Annotated in this window: 19 protein-coding genes and 1 pseudogene; 2 read left to right on the top strand and 18 right to left on the bottom strand. The window is 48.1% G+C overall.

All coding sequences use genetic code 11. The annotated features are described in order from the left end of the window. Nucleotides 1-43: 43 nt before the first annotated feature. The 17 genes and pseudogenes from ACZLMD_RS10840 to ACZLMD_RS10760 form a co-directional block, all read right to left on the bottom strand. A pseudogene (locus tag ACZLMD_RS10840) lies at nucleotides 44-454 on the bottom strand (ATP-binding cassette domain-containing protein); the annotation flags it as partial. A 125-nt stretch (nucleotides 455-579) separates the two neighbouring features. Beyond that, on the bottom strand, nucleotides 580-1,638 hold the full coding sequence (locus ACZLMD_RS10835; protein WP_118561132.1) for an ABC transporter substrate-binding protein: 1,059 nt from the start codon (nucleotides 1,636-1,638) through the stop codon (nucleotides 580-582). Between the two features lie 131 nt (nucleotides 1,639-1,769). Beyond that, complete coding sequence (locus ACZLMD_RS10830; protein ID WP_489495684.1) at nucleotides 1,770-3,209, bottom strand: sensor histidine kinase; 1,440 nt, start codon at nucleotides 3,207-3,209, stop codon at nucleotides 1,770-1,772. After that, complete coding sequence (locus tag ACZLMD_RS10825) at nucleotides 3,209-4,843, bottom strand: response regulator transcription factor (RefSeq protein ID WP_022307273.1); 1,635 nt, start codon at nucleotides 4,841-4,843, stop codon at nucleotides 3,209-3,211. The genes ACZLMD_RS10830 and ACZLMD_RS10825 overlap by 1 nt, the downstream gene beginning before the upstream one ends. 191 nt (nucleotides 4,844-5,034) lie before the next feature. Next, nucleotides 5,035-5,727, bottom strand: a complete 693-nt coding sequence (locus ACZLMD_RS10820) for an L-ribulose-5-phosphate 4-epimerase (RefSeq protein WP_484107661.1) — start codon at nucleotides 5,725-5,727, stop codon at nucleotides 5,035-5,037. Between the two features lie 77 nt (nucleotides 5,728-5,804). Then, on the bottom strand, nucleotides 5,805-7,394 hold the full coding sequence (locus tag ACZLMD_RS10815; RefSeq protein WP_482522827.1) for a xylulokinase: 1,590 nt from the start codon (nucleotides 7,392-7,394) through the stop codon (nucleotides 5,805-5,807). A 159-nt stretch (nucleotides 7,395-7,553) separates the two neighbouring features. Continuing rightward, nucleotides 7,554-8,657, bottom strand: coding sequence for a GntR family transcriptional regulator (locus ACZLMD_RS10810; protein WP_118561097.1), 1,104 nt, complete (start codon nucleotides 8,655-8,657; stop codon nucleotides 7,554-7,556). 19 nt (nucleotides 8,658-8,676) lie between these two features. Continuing rightward, nucleotides 8,677-9,756, bottom strand: coding sequence for a sensor histidine kinase (locus ACZLMD_RS10805; protein ID WP_482522823.1), 1,080 nt, complete (start codon nucleotides 9,754-9,756; stop codon nucleotides 8,677-8,679). 33 nt (nucleotides 9,757-9,789) lie between these two features. Then, the gene (gene vanR, locus ACZLMD_RS10800) at nucleotides 9,790-10,485 is read right to left on the bottom strand and encodes a VanR-ABDEGLN family response regulator transcription factor (RefSeq protein WP_178413214.1); all 696 of its coding nucleotides are present in this window, start codon (nucleotides 10,483-10,485) and stop codon (nucleotides 9,790-9,792) included. A gap of 220 nt (nucleotides 10,486-10,705) precedes the next feature. Beyond that, nucleotides 10,706-13,405, bottom strand: a complete 2,700-nt coding sequence (locus tag ACZLMD_RS10795) for an ABC transporter permease (RefSeq protein ID WP_482522822.1) — start codon at nucleotides 13,403-13,405, stop codon at nucleotides 10,706-10,708. Further along, nucleotides 13,402-14,085: an ABC transporter ATP-binding protein gene (locus ACZLMD_RS10790; protein ID WP_022307280.1), complete on the bottom strand. Its 684-nt coding sequence runs from the start codon at nucleotides 14,083-14,085 to the stop codon at nucleotides 13,402-13,404. Before ACZLMD_RS10790 ends, ACZLMD_RS10795 begins: the two co-directional genes overlap by 4 nt. Nucleotides 14,086-14,243: 158 nt before the next feature. Further along, nucleotides 14,244-15,254 (bottom strand): sensor histidine kinase, encoded by a 1,011-nt coding sequence (locus ACZLMD_RS10785; RefSeq protein WP_022307281.1) that lies wholly within the window; start codon nucleotides 15,252-15,254, stop codon nucleotides 14,244-14,246. Nucleotides 15,255-15,373: 119 nt separating this feature from the next. After that, nucleotides 15,374-16,051, bottom strand: a complete 678-nt coding sequence (locus tag ACZLMD_RS10780) for a response regulator transcription factor (protein ID WP_482521774.1) — start codon at nucleotides 16,049-16,051, stop codon at nucleotides 15,374-15,376. After that, the gene (locus ACZLMD_RS10775; protein ID WP_022307283.1) at nucleotides 16,048-16,224 is read right to left on the bottom strand and encodes a hypothetical protein; all 177 of its coding nucleotides are present in this window, start codon (nucleotides 16,222-16,224) and stop codon (nucleotides 16,048-16,050) included. Before ACZLMD_RS10775 ends, ACZLMD_RS10780 begins: the two co-directional genes overlap by 4 nt. A 154-nt stretch (nucleotides 16,225-16,378) precedes the next feature. Beyond that, complete coding sequence (locus tag ACZLMD_RS10770) at nucleotides 16,379-18,103, bottom strand: ABC transporter ATP-binding protein (protein ID WP_482521775.1); 1,725 nt, start codon at nucleotides 18,101-18,103, stop codon at nucleotides 16,379-16,381. 52 nt (nucleotides 18,104-18,155) lie between these two features. Further along, nucleotides 18,156-19,850 (bottom strand): hypothetical protein, encoded by a 1,695-nt coding sequence (locus ACZLMD_RS10765; protein WP_489495683.1) that lies wholly within the window; start codon nucleotides 19,848-19,850, stop codon nucleotides 18,156-18,158. A 395-nt stretch (nucleotides 19,851-20,245) separates the two neighbouring features. After that, the gene (locus ACZLMD_RS10760; RefSeq protein WP_482523691.1) at nucleotides 20,246-20,830 is read right to left on the bottom strand and encodes a ferritin-like domain-containing protein; all 585 of its coding nucleotides are present in this window, start codon (nucleotides 20,828-20,830) and stop codon (nucleotides 20,246-20,248) included. Between the two features lie 253 nt (nucleotides 20,831-21,083). Here ACZLMD_RS10760 and trmB point away from each other — a divergent pair, with 253 nt between their 5' ends. Both trmB and ACZLMD_RS10750 read left to right on the top strand, forming a co-directional pair. Beyond that, nucleotides 21,084-21,764 (top strand): tRNA (guanosine(46)-N7)-methyltransferase TrmB, encoded by a 681-nt coding sequence (gene trmB / locus ACZLMD_RS10755; protein WP_022307287.1) that lies wholly within the window; start codon nucleotides 21,084-21,086, stop codon nucleotides 21,762-21,764. An 81-nt stretch (nucleotides 21,765-21,845) separates the two neighbouring features. Next, a complete protein-coding gene (locus ACZLMD_RS10750; RefSeq protein ID WP_022307288.1) occupies nucleotides 21,846-22,403 on the top strand; it encodes a DJ-1 family glyoxalase III in 558 nt (185 codons plus the stop codon). Between the two features lie 75 nt (nucleotides 22,404-22,478). Here ACZLMD_RS10750 and ACZLMD_RS10745 read toward each other — a convergent pair. After that, the coding region (locus ACZLMD_RS10745) for a leucine-rich repeat protein (protein ID WP_489495682.1) at nucleotides 22,479-23,195 on the bottom strand (717 nt) is incomplete at its 5' end.

Genomic DNA, 23,195 nt, shown 5'->3' with positions numbered 1-23,195 from the left:
CTCATGCTAAAACTATGGAAACAACAGCTTTGGTATTGGCCTACGTCGGTGTGACCTCAATGTCTAACGACTGCAGCAGTTTTCTGGATCTTGCATTCATTTCACTCCAGTTGATCATACCAAGCTTTCTTGGTTCTCTTCCGATAAACAGGTTCTCTGCCACAGTAAGATTCGGACAAAGATTGACTTCCTGATATACAGTACTGATCCCGTTATTCTGTGCGTCCTGCGGCGATCGATTCACCATCGGTCTGCCATCCATTGTGATTTCCCCGGCATCAAAGGGATAAATTCCTGTCAGCACTTTGATCAGTGTTGATTTCCCGGCTCCATTCTCTCCCATCAGAGCATGAATGTCCCCTTTGCACAATTTGAAATCCACATTCGATAAAGCTTTAACCCCAGGGAAAGTTTTTGTAATGCCTTTCATTGTTAATATTTCGTTCTGAGCCATTTCATTCCACCTGCTTTCTGCGGAAAAGGGTACAAAAATAGCGCAATACAGTTTTGGCGGCTTCTATATTGCGCTATTTCTGAAACACTTTTAGCGTTGCTTTTTATGAGATTATTATGAAGATTTTAATAAGCGCGTCCTTTAATCACATCGTCTGTCACTACTGTAACACTATAGTCCTGATCCTCAACCTTAACACTGTCTACATCTTCGACTGCTGCGAAGATTTCCTCATCAACATACTGCTGCTTTTCCGGTGTCTCTCCGGCTTCCAGAGCCTTGATGATCTCCTCTACGCGAGGACCGTGAAGCGGGTTACACTCTGTATCAAGAATGATCTTGCCATCCTTTACATCCGTCAGACCGGTCTTTGTTGAATCGAAGGACATTACAAGGATATCGTCCTTTCCTGTTCCAACTGTCTTTCCGGCTGCAGTGATCGCATCAATTGCTCCAAATGCTTCATTATCATTCTCGCAGTATACTACGTCAATATCGTCCTTATGCTTCTTTAACAGGGATTCCATAACCTCCTGTCCTTTGGACTGTGTAAACTCTCCGGTTTCCTCTGCCAGAAGATTCCAGTTTTTGTTCTCCTTGCAGGCATCCTCAAGCCCCTTCGTACGTCCGATCTGGGCAGAAGCTCCGATGGTTCCCTGAATATCGACAATGTTGATCTGTTCGTCTCCGCGTCCTGTCTTGTCCAGATAAGCTTTCAGCCATGCGGCTGCTTTCTTACCTTCCAGTTCGAAGTTTGAACCAACCCACGCTGTGTAGAGACTTTCGTCAGAAACCTTAACCATACGATCAACGATGATCACAGGGATTCCGGCGTCCTTTGCTTCTTTTAATACGGTGTCCCATCCGGTTTCTGTTACCGGTGCCAATACGATGTAATCAACTTCCTGCTGAATGAAATTTCGGATCGCTTTGATCTGATTTTCCTGTTTCTGCTGTGCATCGTCAAAAATCAGTGTGTAACCGTTTTTCTCACTGAAGGTTTCCTTCATGGATGTTGAGTTTGCGGTACGCCAATCCGACTCAGCTCCTACCTGCGAAAATCCAACTGTGATATTGCCACTCTTGGCATCTGACCCTGTCTGGGCGGCTTTCTTGGAGCCACATGCTGTCATTGCAAATACCATACAGGATACTAATAATGCAGAACATAATATTTTCTTTATTCTCATATCATTTTCCTCCTCTGTTTTTATTGAGTTTGTATGTCATCTACAATTATTATTATAGATATTTTTTGCTCATTTACCATGAAGATACTTATGCAAAAAGTTTACTATTTTATCTGCTTTTTCATTTAGTTTATTTTTTTATTGGAAAAGTTGAAATTTTTCGGAATGCGCATACACACAACTGTCCCCTCATTATATTTTGAACTTATGTCAATACCGTACTTTTCCCCATAATAGAGCTTCAGGCGTTCCTCCACGGCGGACATACCAAAGCCTACACCCTCCTTTTTGCGAAGCCCCTCCTGAACCTCTGCCAGCCGTTCCTGTGTCATACCGATGCCATCATCTTTCACCTGCATTACAATATCTTCTCCGTTATCCTCAAAGAAAATCCGGATGCTGCTCTTTCCGCGCTTTTCCTTAACACCGTGATACAATGCATTTTCTACGATCGGCTGCAGCGTCATTTTCGGCAGACGGATATCTGAGAACACTTCCGGAAGGTCAATGCTGTAATCCAGAATATCACTGTAACGGATCTGCTGGATCTCCAGGTAGCTCCTGGTATGTAACACCTCATCCCCCAGAGAAATAACGTCTTCTCCCTTTGACAGCACGGTCCGGAAAAAAACAGACAGATGCGTCAGCATTTCAATCGCCTCATCATGCATATCTGCTTCAACCATCCAAACGATCGTATCAAGCGTATTGTACAGAAAATGAGGGCTGACCTGCGCCTGCAAGAGTTCCAGCTGGATCATGTGCTGTTTCCGTTCTTCTTCCTGAACATTCTGTAAAAGTGTCTCAATACGCCGTGCCATTTTCTGGACACCCTGATTCAGGTTTTTCACTTCGATCACATTTGTCTCCACGGACTGTATCCGGAAATCTCCATATCCCACTTTACGTACATTCTCACTTAAACTGGCAATCGGATCCGTAATCTCTTTTGCGAGCCGGAAAGACTTCTTAAGGACAAATGCCACCACAAGGACAACAATAATGCCCAGCAAAACACCGACTGTCAGGATCCTCACAAACATATCATCCTCAACCTGCTTCAGATATCCTGCTTCATAATATATGTAATCTCCCATTGCTTTCTGCGCCAGCTCCGTGAGTACATAAATATTATTCGTAAGCTGCGTCTGTCTGGAATCGTACCCTTTCGTTGCCTCTATCGCACGCATTTTCTTTTTCAGATTTTTGCAGTCAAGAAGCACTAACTCTATCGCACGTTTACTTTCCTTACGCACTGTTGTCTGCTCCAGTTCCTCCGCCAGACGAATCGCCCTGTTGACATCCTTCATCGGAAGCGTTTTCTGCTCTGCACTTCCAACGCAGTAGTGATACATTTTCAGATCCATATTTTCCTTAAAATTCAAACTGAAATCACTGCTCAGATTCATATTGTGTGTGATCGTTGAATAATTTCCAATCGAAATAAACATGGATACCACCGGCAGCAAAATACAGAATACCATCGGGATTGCCAGCGTCCATATCAGATATTGTATTTTCTTGTCAAGATTTAACTCTTCATATGTTCTTCGATGCTTCTTCACTAAACCGCCCCCTGATTACGATATTCACTCGGTGTACATCCCTGCGTTTTTTTGAAAAGAAAACTGAAATAGTGCGAATCCTTATAACCGACCTCCAATGCAATCTCTCCGGAACGTTTGTCGGTACAGCGTAAAAGCTCCTTTGCCCGATGCATACGCAGAGAGGTCAGGTATTCGATAAAGGTCTGTCCCATTTTCTGGCTGAACATTGCACTGAAATGATTTGCACTGACATTTGCCACACATGCCACTTTATTTAAGGTAAGATTTTCATCTGCAAAGTTTTCTTCCATATATTGAACTGCATTTTGTAAAACATTTTGATATTTTCCCTTGCTCTTTTCTTCGCGCAGCTGTATCGCCTGCTTTAACGATGCAGAGATACTTCCCTCAATCCGGTCAATATCTAACGGCTGACTCATTCCGGATGCCTCCAGCAGCGAGTTGTCTGCTGCTTCCTTTTCATAGCCCAGCTTCTGCAGAAACGATACAATACAAAAATGAATGTTCAACAATATATATTGCCGGAACATTTTCGACTTCAGTGCGGATTCTCCGACCATCTGAAGATAATTGTCCACGAACTCCTCCACCTCATTCTCCAATGCATTGCACAGGAAATTCTGGAATATCGCCGGATTCACCACATTACTGTCTACGCTGACCAGATCCTTGATCTCACTGTTCTCCGATTCATGCTCGCCCACCGGAACCATATCCGACGACACGACATGGGAATATCCCAAATAACGGTATGCAAATATCTGCATGCCCTTCTTATAACACTCCGGAAGCTGACTCAGGCGTTCCACCGGTTCTGATGCACACACGATCCACTCCAGTCCGCTCTGATCATTTTCAAGAATATCCTGAAGCAGCTTTACACACTGTTTCGTTCTTTCCTGTATATTTTCATGATCTCCCATCAAAAGCACCACATAGCTGAAGGTCTGATTGCGAAACACATAAAGCTCCTTTTCTTTTTGCAGTGCATCATCAATCTGCTTCTGAAGATCTGCCACTCTCTGCGAATACCTCTGATCAACCGTATCTGTGTCTTTGCTCTCTGACAACGAGAAAAACACCATATTGTAACTTTCTGCCATAATATCAAACGAAAGCTTTTCTGCCTTCTCGTAAATCTCCTGCAGATCCACATGCTTCGTTACAAGCAATTCAAAGAAATCACGTCTGGAATGATTCTCATATTTCTTAAATTCCTGTTCGAATTTTTCATAGTAATCCTGCTGTTTCCCCTTTTCTTCAAAATCCTGATAAATTTTTTGAAGAACATTGACAAACTCCGCCTTAGCGATCGGCTTCAACAGATAGTCGTCCACCCCGAGAGCAATCGCTTTTTTGGCATATTCAAAGTCATCATACCCACTAACGATCACAATACGAATATCCGGAAATTCCTTTTTCACTATGCCACTTAATGTCAGACCATCCATAAACGGCATTTTAATATCTGTAATCAGCACGTCCGGTTTTGTCTTGCGTATCATAGGAAGCGCAATCTCTCCGTCCTTTGCCTTTCCTACCAGTTCAAAACCATATTCATTCCATGGAATCATCCGTTCCAGCGCTTCCCGTATCACGATCTCGTCCTCGATCAAAAATACTTTGTACATAAATGCTCCCCCTTTCTTACTGATCCCGAGTCCTTTCTTTTTAGTTTTATTGTATCAAATCCATATAAAATTGGCTATCTTTAATCCCCGAAACTATAATGCAAAAGCAAAAAATGGGTGCATTTTCATACACCCATAAAATCTTATTCATTATTCGTTTTTGAAATATCATGTATCGTTCACTTTCCCGATCACTGTCCATAATACGCATTCTCTCCATGCTTGCGGAAGAAATGCTTGTCGCGGATGCTGTCCGGTGCCGGCTGTACCTTCGGATTGATCAGCTCGGTCTTGGTCGCCATCTTCGCAACCTCCTCCAGCACGACTGCGTTGTGAACCGCCTCTGCCGCATCCTTGCCCCAGGTAAACGGACCGTGGTTCTTGCAGAGGATGCCCGGCGTGTACATCGGATTTAAGCCCGCCAGCTCAAATGTCTCAATGATGACAAGACCGGTATTGGCCTCATATGCCTCGTCAATCTCCTCCGGAGTCAGGCTTCTGGCACAAGGGATCTCTCCATAGAAGTAGTCTGCATGCGTGGTTCCGTACAGCGGAATGGAACGTCCCGCCTGCGCCCATGCGGTTGCCTCCGGCGAGTGTGTGTGCACAATACCGCCGATCTCCGGATATCTCAGATAAAGCTCCAGATGTGTCGGAGTGTCGGAGGACGGTTTATATTCGCCCTCGATCTTATTGCCGTTCAGATCCATCACAACCATATCCTCCGGTCTCAGCTTATCATAATCAACACCGCTCGGCTTGATGACAAAATAATTGGTCTCACGGTCAATGCCGCTGACATTGCCCCATGTATATGTAATAAGTCCTCTCTTCGGAAGCTCCATGTTTGCTTCGTATACCTGCTGTTTTAATTCCTCTAACATCGCAATTGCCCCTTTCTGCTTCACTTTCATGTTTATACATACACTTTTTATATATACATACACTGCCTTTATATACTCTATATGCTCTCTACGGCAGCCCGCTCGATCGCAAGTCCCTTGTTATAACGTATCAGGAAGTCGTCAAAGCCCTTAACGTCTGCCGGATCCGGCTCCAGTGTTGTTCCCGTCTGACCGGCAAATACCTGATGATCCAGATAATCTGCCAGCGCCTCGTCTGCTCCGTCTACCATGTACTGAGCAAGCACGGCAATGCCCCAGGCACCGCCCTCGCTTGCCGTATCCATCACGGAAACCGGCGTATTCATCGCTGCTGCCATGATCTTCTGACCGGCCCCCGGCACGGTAAAGAAGCCACCATGCCCGTAAATCTTATCAACCGGCACATTCTCCTCCTTGAGCAGAATGTCAAGACCGTTCTTCAATGCACCAAGCGCCGTGAACAGATGCGCGCGCATAAAGTTCGCCAGGCTGAGCTTATCATCTGCATGACGGACAAACAACGGACGTCCCTCATCAAAGCCGGTAATGCTCTCGCCGGAGAAGTAGTTATAAGAAAGAAGTCCGCCGCAGTCCGGCTCGCCCTCTAATGCAACCTTAAACAGCAGATCATATAATTTCCCTTTGTCAACCACCGGCATACCCATTTTCGCTGCAAATTCTCCGAACAGGTTGACCCACGCATTGATATCTGAGGTACAGTTGTTGCAGTGCACCATTGCCACCAGATCGCCTGCCGGTGTTGTCACAAGATCGATCTCCGTATGAAGCTTCTGAAGCTCCTTCTCCATAACGATCATTGCAAAGACTGAGGTTCCCGCAGAAACATTTCCTGTGCGTATCTTCACACTGTTGGTTGCGACCATACCGGTACCTGCATCGCCCTCCGGCGGACAAAGCGGAATGCCCGCTTCCAGTGTACCGGTCGGATCGAGCAGCTTTGCGCCTGCCACGGTAAGCACGCCTGCTTCCTCTCCCGCAGTCAGTGACTTTGGCAGGATCTCACGCAATGTCCACGGGAAATGATATCCCTCGATGAGCTTATCAAACTTCGCAAGCTTCTCCTCGTCATAATCCTTCGTCGCACAATCGATTGGGAACATACCGGACGCATCACCGACGCCAAGTACCTTCTGTCCGGTGAGCTGCCAGTGGATATAACCGGCAAGCGTTGTGAAAAACGTAATGTCCTTCACATGCTCCTCGTTCTTTAAGATTGCCTGATACAGATGTGAAATGCTGTAGCGCTCCGGCACATTGACCTGAAACTCCTCGGTAAGCTTCGCCGCAGCCTCCTCCGTCATGGTATTACGCCATGTCCGGAATGGAACCAACAGCTCATCTTCCTTATTAAATGCCATATAGCCGTGCATCATTGCGCTGATGCCGATGCCCGCCAGCTTCGTAAGCGGTAAATCATACTGTGCACGTACCTTGTCTGCCAGATCCTTATAGCACGCCTGCAGACCGGTATGTATCATCTCCAGACTGTAGGTCCAGATACCGTCCACAAGCTGATTCTCCCAATGATAGGAACCAACTGCCAGCGCCTCGCAGTTCTCGTCGATCAGCACCGCCTTAATACGGGTGGATCCAAACTCAATACCAAGTGCTGCTTTTCCGTTTAAGATACTTTCCTTTGCATTCATCTTACTCACCATGCCTTTCCCAAAATATACAGTTACACCGATATCCCCTGATACGATCTCCTTCGGAATAACATAAACAAGGCGGTCATCCCTCCCGGACACACTGCCTTGTTCCTCCGTTTGTTCTATATTCTCATGATACAACTTGTACACTCGTATTTACAAGTTGTTTTTTCTTAAAATCGTAGAATTGCCAATAACAAGCTCCGGCTCCACCAGAATCTTATCGTCACCCGGCTCCTCACCGCCGATCAGCCGCAGCAAAAGCTCTGCTGCCATCGCGCCAAGACGTTCCTGCGGATGCGCGATCGTTGTCAGCCGCAGCTCCCCCGAATGCGCCATCGGCGAATTGTCGTAGCCACACACCGAGACATCCTCCGGCACCTGCACTCCTGCGTGCTGCAGCGCACGGATCACCTCAAATGCGATCTGGTCATTATAGCATACAACCCCATCCATCAGCACTCCGTCAGCCACCATCTGTCCGAGCTTCTCATACGGGTGCAGTGCACGATCCTCCGTGTAAAACCAGACAACCTTGTCCGGATCGTATGCGATCCCCGCCTCGGCGAGCGCCCTGGCGTAACCCTTGTGGCGGTTCTGCCCCTGCATGTCATCTGCCTTGAAAACACCGGCGATCTGCCGGTGCCCCTGCTCAATCAGGTGCTTCGTAAGCAGAAAGCCACCCGCACAGTCGTCCATCAGCACCTGCGGACTATCCTTCATCTGCTCATAACATCCCTGAATAAATACATACGGAATCTGAAACTGCTTAAGCTGCTCAAACAGCCCGGTATGTCTGCAGTAGATCTGACTCTTGCTCGGCTCAATAATAATGCCGTCAATATCCTTCTGCAAAAGCTCCTGTAGACAACGTATCTCCTGCGTCCGCGAATTTCTCGTATTCTTAAGGATGATACTGTAACCCTCTCTCGTCAGCACATCGTCGATCCCGCGGATCACCTCCGGGAAAATATAATCCGATAAATACGTCGTCACTACAGCAATGTTCCCCGATTCATGCCGGTGGCGCACAAGCTCTGTACAGAAGGTTCCTCTTCCGTGCTCCGCATAAACGTAGCCCTCGTTCTCCAGGATCGCGATCGCTTTGCGCACGGTCTGCCGGCTCACATGATACTGAGCAGCAAGAACATTTTCCGAAGGAAGCTTGTCCCCGGGCTGGATCTGCCCGGACAATACCTTCCCCTTCAGCTCCTCAACGATCTGTACATATTTCAGTTGTTTTCCGGTCTGGTTTTCCATATGTCAGGCGTGCCTCCGATCATATTTCCACGATAAATACAATTGTTTCATTGGAACTTTCGCAAGAAATCTTACCTCCGTGCAGCTCCACGATCTGCTTGGCGATTGCAAGACCAAGCCCTGTTCCGCCGGTTTGGGAATCTCTGGAGCTGTCCAGCCGGAAGAACTGTTCAAACAGATAGCTCAGCTTCTCGGCAGGGATTGTCTGTCCATGATTCTGAACAATCAACCGCATGCCCTTCTCGCCATTCTTCTCCAGATAAACATGGATCATGCTGTCCGGATAACCATAATTGATCGCATTCTTAAGCAGGTTGTCGAAAACTCTCTGCATCTTCTCGATGTCGCAGTACACCATGATCTCCGGCTCTGTCTCCAGCTGATAATCCATCCCCTTCTCCGCCAGAAGAGGCTTAAATTCATACATAAACTGTTCCACCATCATCGACATATTGACCATGTTGCAATTCAGGCTCATATGTGCAAAATTCATACGGGTCAGCTCGAAGAATTCATTGACAAGATCCTCCAGACGTCCCGCTTTATTCCAGGCAATATCAAGATACTTCTGGCGAAGCTCCTGTGAAATCTCCGGTTCATCCTTCAACAATGTCAGATAACCGATCACGGAGGTCAGCGGCGTTTTCAGATCATGCGCCATGTAAATGATCATGTCATTCTTGCGCTGCTCGGCATCTTTCGCCTCCTGCTGGCTGTCACGGATCCCTATCATGATCTCATTCAGCTTGCGCTCCACCTCCTGCAGAGAAGCAGGAAGCTTTACACTGTTGATCCGGTTTGAATACAGGTCATCTACAGCCGTAGTGACAAGCTCCAGCATACGTGCCATCTGATAGAAATGAACACAGGTGATCGCCACGCAGCCGATCAGCATCACTCCAAGAAAGACAGCGACCACATTGATATGAAGCCAATGAACAAGAGGGTAAAGTTCGTCCCACGAATACCAGATCTGGCTGTTGCACCACCAATAGGCGATTCCAAGAAGTGCCAGCACCGCCACAATATAGACCAGCATGTGTACCAGATATCCTTTTACAAGCTGCTTTGCAACCTTTTGACGAACGTCACCCTCCATAAATCCTTACATTCCTTTCCCTGTTTCGGATCCTTACCGATCCATCTTATATCCAACGCCCCAGACTGTTTTGATAAACTTCGGTGCGCGTGCATTCTCATGAAGCTTCTCGCGGATCCTTGCGATATGCGCCATGACGGTATTATTGCTGTTGAGATATTTCTCTCCCCAGACCGCCTCAAATAACTCCTCTGCCGAAACCACTTTCCCCAGATGGCGGCAAAGATAAACGAGAATGTCATACTCGATCGGCGGCAGGTCGATCTTCTCGCCGTACAGATAGCAGGTGTGCATGTTCGGCACCAGCTCCAGCCCGCGGATGTTGTAGGACTCCTCCTCTTCCTGTCCGCTCATGGACGGATTATAGGTCTGGGAACGTCTGAGCTGCCCCTTCACTCTCGCAACAACCTCCATCGGATTGAACGGCTTCGTAATATAATCGTCCGCCCCCACGGTCAGTCCCGTGATCTTGTCCACGTCCTCGACCTTCGCCGTCAGCATGATGATCGGAAAATACCAGTTCTCCCGGATCTTGCGGCAAAGCTGAAAGCCGTCGATATCCGGCAGCATTACATCAAGGATCGCCAGTGAGATCTCATTGTCCCGAATGCAGTCGAGCACCCCCTCTGCCCGGTAAAACTTAAACACCTGATAACCCTCATTCGTCAGATACACCTCCAGGAGATCCGCAATCTCCTTCTCATCGTCAAGCACAATAATATTCTGCATATTAATCTTTCATTCCTTTCTCAGAGCCTCGGCTTAAAACCGCCGGCACAAAACAACCGTGCAGATCATCCGTTCTACCGGATTGCGCGCACTTCCCCCCCTTGAACATGTCGTTTGTTTCCCTAATTATACCGTGTATTTTCTGAAACCGCCATAACAAAAATCATAAGATTTCATTACTTTTACGTTACAGAAATAATACACGGCTCAATTTTTATAATTACAGATTTTCATTGCGGAGTGCCTCAATGGTATTCTCTTTGCCGACCTTACGCATTGCATAAAGCATTGTGATAAATACAATTGCAAACACACTGAAAGCGGAGATCAGCATTCCCTGCCACGGAAACATAAAGCTTACATCAATGCCATCCACCATTGACTTGTACATCAGAAAACTAAGTGCCAGAGACACCGGAAGCCCGAATATAAGTCCCTTTATACCATACAGAATGCATTCGTAATTCATCATGCGGCGGAAGCCCTTTCCGGTCATGCCCACGGATTTTAGCATCGCAAATTCCTGACGGCGCAGCATAACATTCGTCGATATCGTGTTAAATACATTGGCGATCGCGATCAGAGAGATCAGCACAATAAACCCATAGGAAAAGATATCGAGAATAAGGATCAGCGCCTGATCGGAATCACGGCTTGCCGCAGCATCAACGATCGTACCTGCATCCACGCCGGACAGCTCCTCCTCAAAATATCCCGCAAGATCTGTGCTTGCTTTCTCATGCTGCTTTGCCATAAGAATATATCTTGTATATCCATCCTCCGAGTCAACTACTCCGCGCAGGATCCCATCCTTCACCAGACTGTACGGAAGAACCACGTTGACTGCCTCATCCCACTTGGAAATACTTACACCTGCCGGCGCATTTGCCGTCATTCTTTTACCGATGTGAATCGGATGTGTGATCGTCGCCTTGTCCACCGGGATCATTTTGCTCTCTTCGCTGTCATCGCTGTTATAAATATATTTGTCTCCATCCTGCCAGCTGAAATAATATCCCTTTACTGCCTTTGCCATGGCAAGTGTCGCATCAACATTATCCTTCTTCAGGATCTCCATGGAATAGATTTTCTTTTCATCCTCCAGAACAAAGCGATCCCACACCAGCGCGTTCATCGGATTGGTAGTCATGTACTCGTCCGCATCCATATTTTTCTCCTGCAGATATTCACGGAATACATCATCCTGCAGAAAGGTCAGATTGACCGGAATTCTCACTGTCCCCTTCTTTTCATTGATACGCCCCGGATCACTCTCCTTTACATAGGAAAGATATTTGTCGGACAGACATTCCCGTGAAATCTCCATCTGCTGATTATAGTTTTCCTTCAGGTATCTGACACTGTCGACCGAACCGATCGCCTCCATGCCGGCTGCAATCTCAGATGGTGACTTTCCGTTCGCTGCCTTGTCCGATACAGAGCAGCCGATGTCATAGCTTTCCTGCTGACTGTCCGCAATGGAGGACGATTTCTTTAGATAACCACTGAAGCTGGTCGCACTGACGAAAAGCACAATACTGATGAAAAGGGAAAATACCGTGGTACGATATTTCTTACGGTTTCTTTTGAAATTCTTGCTGGCAAGCATTCCCGAAAAGCCAAACAGCTTATATGTCAGCCCGGAGGTTTTAACCTTGCCCGCACGGATCTTAATGTCATCACTCTGGCGGATCGCCTGAATCGCAGGAATGCGCACCGCTTTTGCAGCCGGGATCATCGCTGAGATCAGCACGGTAATAAAGCTGACAATAACCGCAATCGCAATCGCCTGCCATGTCACAACAAGATGGATCCGTAGCGGCGTGTCTCCCGACCAGAGCTTAAGTAACAATCCGGAAATTCCATGAAGCGTAATTCCGATCCCTCCAAGTCCCGCCGCGATTCCCAGAGGAATGCCAACCATACAAAGTACACATGCTTCAAAGACCACACTGTGCCTTATCTGCTTTTTCGTGGCACCAATGGATTTCAAAAGCCCCATCTGCTTGGTACGCTCACTGAGCGAAATTGAAAATGCACTGTAGATCAACGAAATCGCACCGACCATAATGATTGCCATCAAAATCGCACCCATCGAATAAAGAATGGCATTAAAACTGTTATTTGTGCTTTTTCCCTCAAAACAGAGCAGATCTTCATGCGTTTTATACACACCGGTCGCAGCATATTTTGTCATAATATCATAACTCTGTTCCGGCGTGTTGAAGGTCAGAAACAGATCATAGTTAACCGCCTTTTGGTCGTCCTTTCTTGTAAATGCCGTATACCCCGCCGATGAATAATCCTCGGACACCGGGCGGTCGCAGATGCCAACCACCGTGTACGTTTTTAAGGACTTTTCTTTTACGTTTTCCCCCGGGCGGTACGGATCGTTTGACGTCAGTACCTCTGACTTTTCTCCCGAAAGCGCCTTGCTGTATCTTGTTCCAACCGAAAGCTTTAATGTATCGCCAATCTTATATGTCACGCCGCCATTGTATTCCAGATGCTTGGAGATCACGATCTCCGAAGAATCCTTCGGCATTCTTCCCTCTAACAGCGTGATCGGGCTGTATTTGGTAAAATCCTTATCAACCGCCTCGATCATCAGATACGGTTTGTCATCATTGGTACAGTCCTTTAATTCTGCATAGCCCAGATTATCCATCTGCGTCCAGTCCTTGACCCGCTTATCTGCCGTAATATTCTGAATACTCTGCAGATCAGTCGCCATCATTCTGCCTTCCCATGCACCCTCTCTGACAACTTCCATATTCAGAAGATATTGCTGAAAGCTTGCGATCGATGATGTCACTGCGGTAAACATTGCCACGGAAAGTGCAATACCGACAACTGTTACGAGTGTACGGATCTTGTTTTTGCGGAGTGTGCGAAGTGTAAACTGATTGAATATATTCATGACCGGATCACCTCATCTCTTGTGATCCTGCCGTCCTCGATCGCAATGATACGATCTGCCTGCAGGGCAATGCTTTCGTCATGCGTGATCATGATCAGCGTCTGGTCGTACGCCTTGTTGGACTCCTTCAAAAGTCCCATGATCTCATGGCTGTTGCGGCTGTCCAGATTACCGGTCGGTTCGTCGGCAAGCACAACTGCCGGTGCATTCATCAATGCTCTTCCAATGGAAACTCTCTGCTGCTGACCACCGGAAAGCTGGTTCGGAAGATGCTTTTCTCTTCCCTCGAGGTGCAGCGTGTGAATCATGTCCTGCAGACGTTTCTCATTGACCTTGCGCCCATCCATCAGGATCGGCAGCGTAATATTTTCACGTACATTTAATACCGGGATCAGATTATAGAACTGATAGATCAGCCCCACCTGACGGCGCCGGAACACCGCCAGCTCCTCCTCATTCTGTGCAAATACATCCTGACCGCCCATATATACTTTTCCTGATGTTGGTACATCGACAGCACCGAGAATGTGCAACAGGGTTGATTTACCGGAGCCGGACGGTCCGATGATCGCCACAAATTCCCCCTTCTCTACCGAAAAAGATACATCGTCCAATGCGTGAACCGCATTCTCTCCCTCTCCGTACGTCTTTTTCAGATGTTCTACCTTTAATATCTCCATCGTTTCTCATTCCTTTCTGTTCTGCTTTCATTGCAGCGGATGTCACAGATCACTCCGTTGCTATCTGCTTTTGCCCTTTGCATCTTACATCATAAGATGATAATGGAATGAGATGACAGGGCGGTGACTTTATTGTGACAGTTTCGTCACTTTCGTTCTTATACCACTGTTTTATAGAAACGGATCGTAAATATCGCTCCCCGATCCGGCGCATTCTTCACCTGTATCGTACCGTTCTGCTGCACGATGATCTTCTGTGCCAGTGACAGGCCGATTCCCACGCTCTCTGTGCTGTTCTGCTTACCACGGTAAAAGCGCTCAAACAGGTGTGGCAGATCCTCCGGCGCAATCCCCTTGCCCTCGTCCCGGATCACAAGCTCCGTATACAGCGGATTCTCCGTTCCCGTCACATGAATTGCCCCGCCGGGTTCGGAATATTCCATACAGTTTTTCAAAATATTACCGACCGCTTCCACGCTCCAGGACATATCGCCCGTAAAGGACACCCCCGGCTCCACCTGACAATCCCAGCGGATATCCCGCAGATCCATGGACACCGCAACAAGCTGATACGCCTGCTCCGTAAGCTCTGCGACCGAAACCGTCTCCTCCTTCATGCCGGATGTTCCGGCGTCCAGCCGCGACATTTTCAGAAGTGCATACACCAGCCAGTCGATCCTGCCAAGCAATGTCACAATATCACGCGCAATCTCACGACGGCGCTCAGTGCTGACTTCATCCTCCTGCAGAAAGCTTGCCAGAAGCTGCAGCGAGGTCAGCGGCGTCTTGAGCTGATGCGAAATATCTGCCAGCGCATCTGCCAGAAAGATCTTGTCCTGCTGAAGATTGCCCGCCTGCTCCCGCATTCGGAGCACCAGCTTGCTTAGCTGCGTGTGAAGCACTGCAACCTCGCCCTCCTGACAATCCTGCAGCAGCGTTTCTCCGTCATCATGCAGAATACTGTCCATCTTTTCGGACATCTGTGCTATCCGCCGGTAACGTTTCGCCGTAAAACACAAATGCAGAACCAGCGCTGCCGCGCCTGCCAGAAGGACGATCCCTGCGCCCTTACCGCCAAGCTGCCGGAATGCCAGCGCTGCTCCTGCCAGATACACAATTATATAGTAAAGAATCTCCCTCTTGATCTCGGGATTTCGAAATAGCTTCATATATTATCCCCACTTCTGTACTGCTGCCAAACGACCGTGTCCGTTTCTGTCCTGCCGTAATATTTTGTCGCAATTTATTCCATAATATCAGTGTGCCCTTTCTATGCCAACGCATTAATTTATGTGTCCGCCCGGTATCCCATGCCCCGGATCGTGCGGATCAGCACAGGCTCCTGCGGATCATCCTCAATCTTCTGGCGCAGCCGCTTGATATAAACCGTCAACGTATTATCGTTGACATACTCCCCCGCGGCATCCCAGATTTCCTCCAACAGTTTATTCCGTGTCAGAACGATTCCCTTATTATTGATAAACACAAGCAAAAGCCGGTATTCCAGTGCCGAAAGAATGATCTCCTGTCCGTTTTTCGTCACAGTGCCGCCCAGCGTGTCCACCCGGACATCGCCCAGCTCCAGCACCGACTGTGTCCTGCCGCACCGCCGCAGCACCCCTTTCATGCGCGAGATCAGTTCCCTCGGACGAAACGGCTTACTGATATAATCATCTGCCCCCATATCAAGCCCCGTCACAGTGCTGTACTCATCACCGGATGCCGTCAGAAAGATCACCGGAATCTCTGTGTTTGCCTTGATCGCGGCACACACCGCAAATCCATTGCCATCCTCAAGAGACACATCCAAAAGTACCAGATCTATCTCCTGACCATGCTCCTCGATCTGCTCCATGGCAGCCTTCTGACCGGAGACCGCCTGCACGCTAAAGCCCTCCTCCTTCAGAAAAAGGCTTAAGTTTTTCACAATCTCCCGGTCATCCTCTACCAACAATATCTTCGTCATGATGCGTTTCCATTCTCCATCTCTATATAATCATTGCCATGCGGCGTCCCATGATATAATGCAATCCCGTACACCGCCACACATGCCACCACGATCAGCAGGATCATGCTGACAACCACTTTCTTACCGTTTCCCTTTTTCTCGCTGCTTCTTACGTTACCTCTTCTCTTCATAATGATCGCACCTTTCTAAGCGGCAGGGCGCTTTGATCCGTTCCGGCAAGCGCCCGCCATCCGTCTTTTGTTTCCCATTATCAAGATAACAGATAAGCTTTAAGAAATCCGCTCGTTTTTCTTAAGAAAACTTTATGTTTTTCTGACATTCGGATTACGCCATTTCATTATAATGTGCATAGATTCCATTTAACGCCAGCAACTCGTCATGAGTACCACGCTCGGCAATACCGGTATCGGCCACCACTAAGATCTCGTCTGCATTCCTTATGGTTGACAGGCGATGAGCAATAGTGATGGTCGTTCTGTTTTTCGCAAGCTCTTCCAGACTGTGCTGTATCCAGCGCTCACTTTCATTATCCAGTGCACTTGTTGCCTCATCTAAGATCAGGATCGGCGGATTCTTCAGAAAAACACGTGCAATCGAAATACGCTGCTTCTGTCCACCCGAAAGACGGGTTCCACGCTCTCCCACATAACTGTCATATCCATCCGGCAGGGACATAATGAAGTCATGAATATTGGCTTTCTTTGCCGCGTCAATGATCTCCTCCATCGAAGCCCCCGGCTTGCCATACGCAATATTCTCCCGAATCGTGCCGCAGAACAGATACACTTCCTGCTGCACCAGACCGATCTGATTTCGAAGGCTCTCCAGCGTCAGGCTGCGCACATCCTTCCCATCAATTCGGATCGTGCCGCCGGTCACATCATAAAACCGCGGAAGCAGGGAACAGATCGTCGTCTTACCGCTTCCGGACGGTCCGACCAGCGCAATCGATCTGCCAGCCTTAATACGGAAGGACACATCTGCCAGCACCAGCGTGTCATCATCGCTGTAATGAAAGGAAACATTGTCGTATTCCACCTCGCCCTTCACGTCCGTCAGCTCTGTGGCATCCGGTGCATCCACAATGTCCGGCTCCGTCTCCACGACCGCCAGAAAACGGCGGAAGCCGGAAAGTCCCTTTTGCATCATTTCCGTCAGCTCCACAAGAATCTGGATCGGACTGATAAAGATTCCGATATAGAGCGCATACATGGCAAGATCTGCCACCTCCATCTGACCCTTCGCGATCAGCCAGCCGCCAAATATAAGCGTCACCAGATACATCAGCCCCTGAAAGAACAGGTTTCCGCTCATAAACGTCCCCATGCAGCGATAATTGGCGTTCTTGGATTTCAGAAAATTTTCATTGCTGTGGCAGAATTTCTCACGCTCAATTTCTTCATTGGCAAAGGACTGCACAACACGGATTCCCGCCAATGTGTCCTGCAAGCTCGAGTTGATATCACCGATCTTTTGCCGGTTATCCATAAAGGTTGCCTGCATCCGTTTGTTCTGTCCATACGAAAACAGGATCATGAAAAATACGAGTACCAAAAGTGGGACAGCAAGCCGTCCATTGATCAGAAACAGAAACACAAAAGAGCCTATGATCTTAATCAGTGAAATAAAAAGATTCTCCGGTCCATGGTGTGCCATCTCGGAAATATCAAACAGATCGGACACCAGCTTGCTCATCATCTGTCCGGAATTGTTCTGGTCATAATAAGCAAAGGAAAGCTTCTCATATTGATCAAAAAGCTGCTGCCGCATATCGCGCTCCATATTGGCACCCATCATATGACCCTGATAACTGACGTAATATTTGCAAAGCATCTGTACAATGTACATGGCAAGCATCGCCAGCCCGATCGGCACAAGTGCCTTTAATATCGCAGCGGACTCCCCCGCAAAAATCGTCTTTGTCATTGTCCGAAGGATCTGCGGATATGCCAGATCGATCAGGCTGATCATTGCCGCACAGATCAGATCCAGGAAAAACACTGCTTTGTATGGAGAATAATATGGAATAAACTTTTTTAATGTATGCACTTTCCTTACCTCTTTTTCTCATTTCATTTTGTCGTTCTGTTTGGTCATTCTGTCACTGCTTTTTGGGCGTTGTCTTTTGAGCGGACACTTTCTCGATCTCGATATTGCGGACATCATTGGCTCTGATATCTGCGATCATCGTCCACCACTCCGTCTTGCCATCCGGCTGATACAGACTGCAGATCTTCTCTCCCTTTTTGAGTTCAATCTTTTTTCCATACAGCGCGCCGGTGTAATCTCTGACAGCACCCTTCGGATCCACATAAACGCCGTCCTCCGGCATGTTGCCGTCCTCGCGGGTGCTCAGCGCAAAGTGGGTGCCCTTCCGCTCGGCGATAAACTTTCGATACACGCGGTCATAGATAAATGCGGCATCGCCGCCCTTTTTCAAACGGCAGATCACTGCAACATCGGCTCCCACATCCTCGCAGTACAGGATTGCCTTTACATTCGCATCCTGCTCCCGCAGATCGTACTTCTTTCCATAAATATAGAATGAAGTCCCATCACTGCCGGCACCCTTAGCGAAAGTGTCTGCCGGTGTCCGTTCCACGGAAACAGAATTGTTATACCACTTTTTATCAATCTGTACAACCTCTGTCTGCGGATAATAGATTACATTCTTATATTTGCCACCCTTTAACCGGTAGTGAATGAAATTATCCTTCGTATCCTGCCATGATGTGTAGTCTGAATCCCCCTCCGCCGGCTTCTTACGTTTGGTCAGCTTAAGCTCATCAAACCACTCGGTCACCTGCTTTAACTGTGATGCATCCAGTGTCCGCGTTCCCAGTGCACGATAACCTCTCATATTATATGTGACCAATATTTGGGACACATCCTTGCCGATCTTTTTGTCATTTCCGGCAGTCCCGGCAAGGTTCGGAGCTGCCGTAGCCTTACCGGCATTCCGGTCTCCCTTTTTCGCCTTCGTCTCCACGCGGCGCGTCTTTTCCAGAACGTCATAGCTCTCCCCGGTCTTCGGATCAATATCCGACATCTCACCAAGACGGTATGACATCGGGCAATGTCCCTCCGAAAAGCTGCGGCGTCCCGACAGACCGGCATCCAGCTTACAGCCTGCATCGACGATACATCTCGCACCCGTCTCGGTCAGATACGCCTTTCCTTTCCGGTAATACCAGCAGATCTTCTTCGGACCGTAGGTTGCCTCCATCTGTGCCTCCGAAGAATTCATATATTTCACGATCTTACGGCACAGCTTCTTATTCACAGACCGCACACCGATCGAGATTACCTTTCCGTTCTTCATATGCGACACCTGAATATCCTCCAGACGCCCCTCCGCTTTCGCCTGTACATAATAGGACGATGACTCTGTATCCCAGATCGCTATGTCCATTTTTCGGTACACATCATCGCCCAGCCTTGTCGCCGCGACATGCTTGAACATATATAATCTCACACCGAACCGCTTTGCCATGATATCCGCAAACCAGCCCATGTCCTGCAGTCCGAACGACTCTGCCGCCTCATCATACACATAGATCGTCGTCAGATTCGGATCCTCCGGCACCTGTTCCGCCAGATCATCTACTGTCTCATCCTGCGGCACTTCGGTCGGCGTAGTCTCCGTTTCCGCCGGCAGCTCCGTCTGTACTGCCACCTGCTCCCCTCCCTGTGAGGAGCCTTCATCACGCTCCAGCCGGATTCCCTTCGTGCAAAACACAATAGCTGCCACAAGGATCATCCCAACTACAATTGCAACCCATCGAAATTTCTTCATACGTGCCCCCATTCTGCCGCCCCTGACGCGGCATTCATGCTCCGTTATTGATAACCCAATCATAACATGTGGCACGGGTATCGTCAAAGGAGTGTCAAAAGTCCCGGCGAGCACTTTCTTAATATATGTAGAAACGCCCCGGAGTGTTTACCCCCGGAGCATTCACGATACGTCCAAGAACAAAAGGGCAAAACCAGCGTTTTGCCCTCCAAGAATTGCTTCGCAATTCTCGTTGGCATTCCACCACGTTACGAGCATTTTCCTATACCGGAACAAAAGGGCAAAACCAGCGTTTTGCCCTTGCTTCCACCACGTTACGAGCATTTTCCTATACCGGAACAAAGTGGGCTTGCCCACTTTGCGCGTCACCGCACAATTGCTTATGCAAGCTGCCTCTATGACATGCGGTTCACGGTCTTATACTTATAGAGCATTTCCGCGTGATTCTGCTCCTCGACCTGAATGTCTGCCAGAAGCTTGCGCACCCCCGGCTCGCCAAACACAAAGACATCCGTGTTGTACTCCGATGACACCAGCTTCTCCGTGCCGATGCAGTCGGTCGCCAGAAAGCTGTCATTCATCTTATCCTCCGAATTATCATCGGACATATACGTTGCCTTCGGCGTGTAATCCTTGCCATTGTTGTCATTGCAGTCGCATTCCGGCACGGTTCCGTCTAGCACCTGCCCCAGCGATTCGTAATGCTTCTGCTCCTCCTTCTGAATCGTCTCAAACAGATTCTTCAGTTCCGGATCCTTCGCCTGCTGACTGTATTTCTCATACTTCTTCGCACAGATTTTCTCCTGTGACTGCAGATCCTTCAATGCCGCCGTTTCTTTTTCTGTTAATACCATAACTACCTCTTTTCTGAGCAACTTGTTGCGAAGAGGCGAAGAAAAATTCACGCAGGTGATTTTTCTTCTGCCATCAGAGCTATTTGCTTGTACTCCAAAGCAAATAGTTGTGTAAAAAGATTGCATCAGCAATATTTTTACACACTTGCCTCCTTTTCTGAGCAACTTGTTGCCTCATTTTTCTTAATCTTCTTTATAACAATGATAGTGTGTCCAAAATAAAACAAATTATGCGCGGCATTTCAATTTGACTTTATCCGGCGATTATCTTAAACTACTTGTGGATAAAGACATGCTGCAGGATTTAAAACGATAGCAATATTTCCATACCATTGCTGTCCGGCAGCTTATTTCAATATATTATTGATGGAGGACTGATATGCGATTACGAAATATTCCCGGCTCTCAGGAGCGCATTTTAGAAGACAAATACACGATCCAGACCGACGGTGCCGATGGTGCTGATTACAGAGGAAAATGGGCTGCCGAATATTTCCACAATGATCATCCGGTTCACATCGAAGTCGGCATGGGTAAGGGCAAATTCATTCTGGAAATGGCACGTCAGAATCCGGAGATCAATTATATCGGCATCGAGAAATATTCCAGCGTTCTGGTGCGTGCGCTGGACCACCGCGAGGAGCTCGAGAGTGACAATCTTCTTTTCCTGCGCATGGACGCCGAAGATATTGACGAATATTTTGCGCCGGGCGAGGTTCAGAAAATCTACCTCAACTTCTCCGATCCATGGCCAAAGGACCGCCATTCCAAGCGCCGTCTGACCTCCCGCCAGTTTCTGGAGCGGTACGACCGTTTCCTGGCACCGGATGGCATGATCCAATTCAAGACAGATAACCGTCCGCTGTTCGATTTCTCTCTGGAGGAGATCAAGGAAACCGGATGGATCCTCGATGAATGCAGCTTTGATCTGCATGCCAACGGTCCGGCACCGAATAACGTTATGACCGAATACGAAGAGAAATTCTTCCAAAAGGGTAATCCGATCTGCCGTCTGGTCTGTCACAGAGAAGCCGGCAAGACAAACTATTCTGCCGAATAAGACAATATAATTTCTTTTGGAACGCAGCAATTTTATAAAATCAGACAATAAACTTTTCAATGATAAAGGAGGTAATTCATTATGGCACAAGCATGTATTTTTTTGGCAACCGGTTATGAAGAGGTGGAAATGCTGACGGTAGTAGATATGCTCCGCCGCGCCAAAATTTCCATTGATATGGTATCCATCACAGATCAGAAAGAGGTTACCAGTTCCCACAACGTCACGATCACCGCAGACAAGACTCTTTCCGAGGTCAACTTTGAGGAAGCAGAAATGCTGATCCTTCCGGGTGGTATTCCGGGCACTCCAAATCTTCGCGCCTGCACCGCTCTCTGCGAAAAGCTCAAGGAATTTGCCGCAAACGGCAAGAAGGTTGCTGCTGTCTGCGCTGCTCCGACCGTTCTTGGCGAGCTTGGAATCCTGGAGGGCAAGAAAGCAACCTGCTATCCTTCGTTTGCAGACAAGCTTGCAACCGGCGATTATGTGAAGCAGCCGGTTGTCACAGACGACAACGTGATCACCAGCCGCGGCATGGGTACCTGCATTGAATTTGCGGGAGCCATCATTGCAGCACTGAAAGATAAAGCGACTGCTGATGCCGTGAAGGAAGCGATTATTTATAACGACGTTTATTAAAATCTTTTTTATACTAAAATGCCCGCTATTCAGCGGGCAAAATTTAAACCTAAGTTCATTTCGTGCATCAACGGCTTAAAATACTCTTTTATGATTTTTTATTTTTGTTCCGGAAAATGCCTGTTTTCCGATGTTTTTCTTCCTTATCTTTTTTCCTTTGTAAATAACCTTTTTAAGCTTCTTGCATTTCCAGAACGCCCTCTTTTCGATCCGGGTCACATTTTTCCCGATGGTAACCCGGGTAAGCTTCGTATCCCCGGCACATGCCTTCGCGTCGATCGACGTCACCTTATATCTCTTCTGGCAGAACACAACGCTCGCCGGTATGGTCACCTGCTTTCTGCTTTTCGTCGGTCTGCAGAAGGAAACCTGTTTCGTTCCGGTCACGCAGTACACCGCATTCTTGTAAATGAACTTCTCTCCAAGGTTTGGATCTTCCTCCTCATCCTCTGCATCGGCAGAAGGACTGGCGGATGGCGTCGCCGTTCTCTGTGGCTTTGAATATCCGAGGAGCCACGCCAGAAACTCCTCCTCTTCCTCCGGACTCATCGTTCTTGCCGGTGCGGCAGTGCTTGTTGTTCCCGGGTATGGTCGTTCTGTGCTTCCCGGCGTGCTGCTTGTTCCCGGGTATGGCTGCCCGGTACTTCCCGGCGTGCTGCTTGCTCCCGGGTATGGCTGCCCGGTACTTCCCGGCGTGCTGCTTGCTCCCGGGTATGGCTGCCCGGTGCTTCCCGGCGTGCTGCTTGCTCCCGCGTATGGCTGCCCGGTACTTCCCGGCGTGCTGCTTGCTCC

This window comes from Jutongia sp., from assembly GCF_057878315.1.
Note: the sequence above shows the minus strand (reverse complement) of the source record. Positions and strands in the feature narration are given on the sequence as shown.

Excerpts from the sequence above, each read along its gene's own strand:
- vanR (WP_178413214.1), bottom strand. The coding sequence starts at position 10,485 with ATGCAGAATATTATTGTGCTTGACGATGAGAAGGAGATTGCGGATCTC.
- ACZLMD_RS10760 (WP_482523691.1), bottom strand. The coding sequence starts at position 20,830 with ATGCAATCTTTTTACACAACTATTTGCTTTGGAGTACAAGCAAATAGC.
- ACZLMD_RS10785 (WP_022307281.1), bottom strand. The coding sequence starts at position 15,254 with ATGAAGCTATTTCGAAATCCCGAGATCAAGAGGGAGATTCTTTACTAT.
- ACZLMD_RS10810 (WP_118561097.1), bottom strand. The coding sequence starts at position 8,657 with ATGGAAAACCAGACCGGAAAACAACTGAAATATGTACAGATCGTTGAG.
- ACZLMD_RS10765 (WP_489495683.1), bottom strand. The coding sequence starts at position 19,850 with ATGAAGAAATTTCGATGGGTTGCAATTGTAGTTGGGATGATCCTTGTG.
- ACZLMD_RS10780 (WP_482521774.1), bottom strand. The coding sequence starts at position 16,051 with ATGACGAAGATATTGTTGGTAGAGGATGACCGGGAGATTGTGAAAAAC.
- ACZLMD_RS10790 (WP_022307280.1), bottom strand. The coding sequence starts at position 14,085 with ATGGAGATATTAAAGGTAGAACATCTGAAAAAGACGTACGGAGAGGGA.
- ACZLMD_RS10750 (WP_022307288.1), top strand. The coding sequence starts at position 21,846 with ATGGCACAAGCATGTATTTTTTTGGCAACCGGTTATGAAGAGGTGGAA.
- ACZLMD_RS10775 (WP_022307283.1), bottom strand. The coding sequence starts at position 16,224 with ATGAAGAGAAGAGGTAACGTAAGAAGCAGCGAGAAAAAGGGAAACGGT.
- ACZLMD_RS10805 (WP_482522823.1), bottom strand. The coding sequence starts at position 9,756 with ATGGAGGGTGACGTTCGTCAAAAGGTTGCAAAGCAGCTTGTAAAAGGA.
- ACZLMD_RS10825 (WP_022307273.1), bottom strand. The coding sequence starts at position 4,843 with ATGTACAAAGTATTTTTGATCGAGGACGAGATCGTGATACGGGAAGCG.
- ACZLMD_RS10815 (WP_482522827.1), bottom strand. The coding sequence starts at position 7,394 with ATGAATGCAAAGGAAAGTATCTTAAACGGAAAAGCAGCACTTGGTATT.
- trmB (WP_022307287.1), top strand. The coding sequence starts at position 21,084 with ATGCGATTACGAAATATTCCCGGCTCTCAGGAGCGCATTTTAGAAGAC.
- ACZLMD_RS10820 (WP_484107661.1), bottom strand. The coding sequence starts at position 5,727 with ATGTTAGAGGAATTAAAACAGCAGGTATACGAAGCAAACATGGAGCTT.
- ACZLMD_RS10795 (WP_482522822.1), bottom strand. The coding sequence starts at position 13,405 with ATGAATATATTCAATCAGTTTACACTTCGCACACTCCGCAAAAACAAG.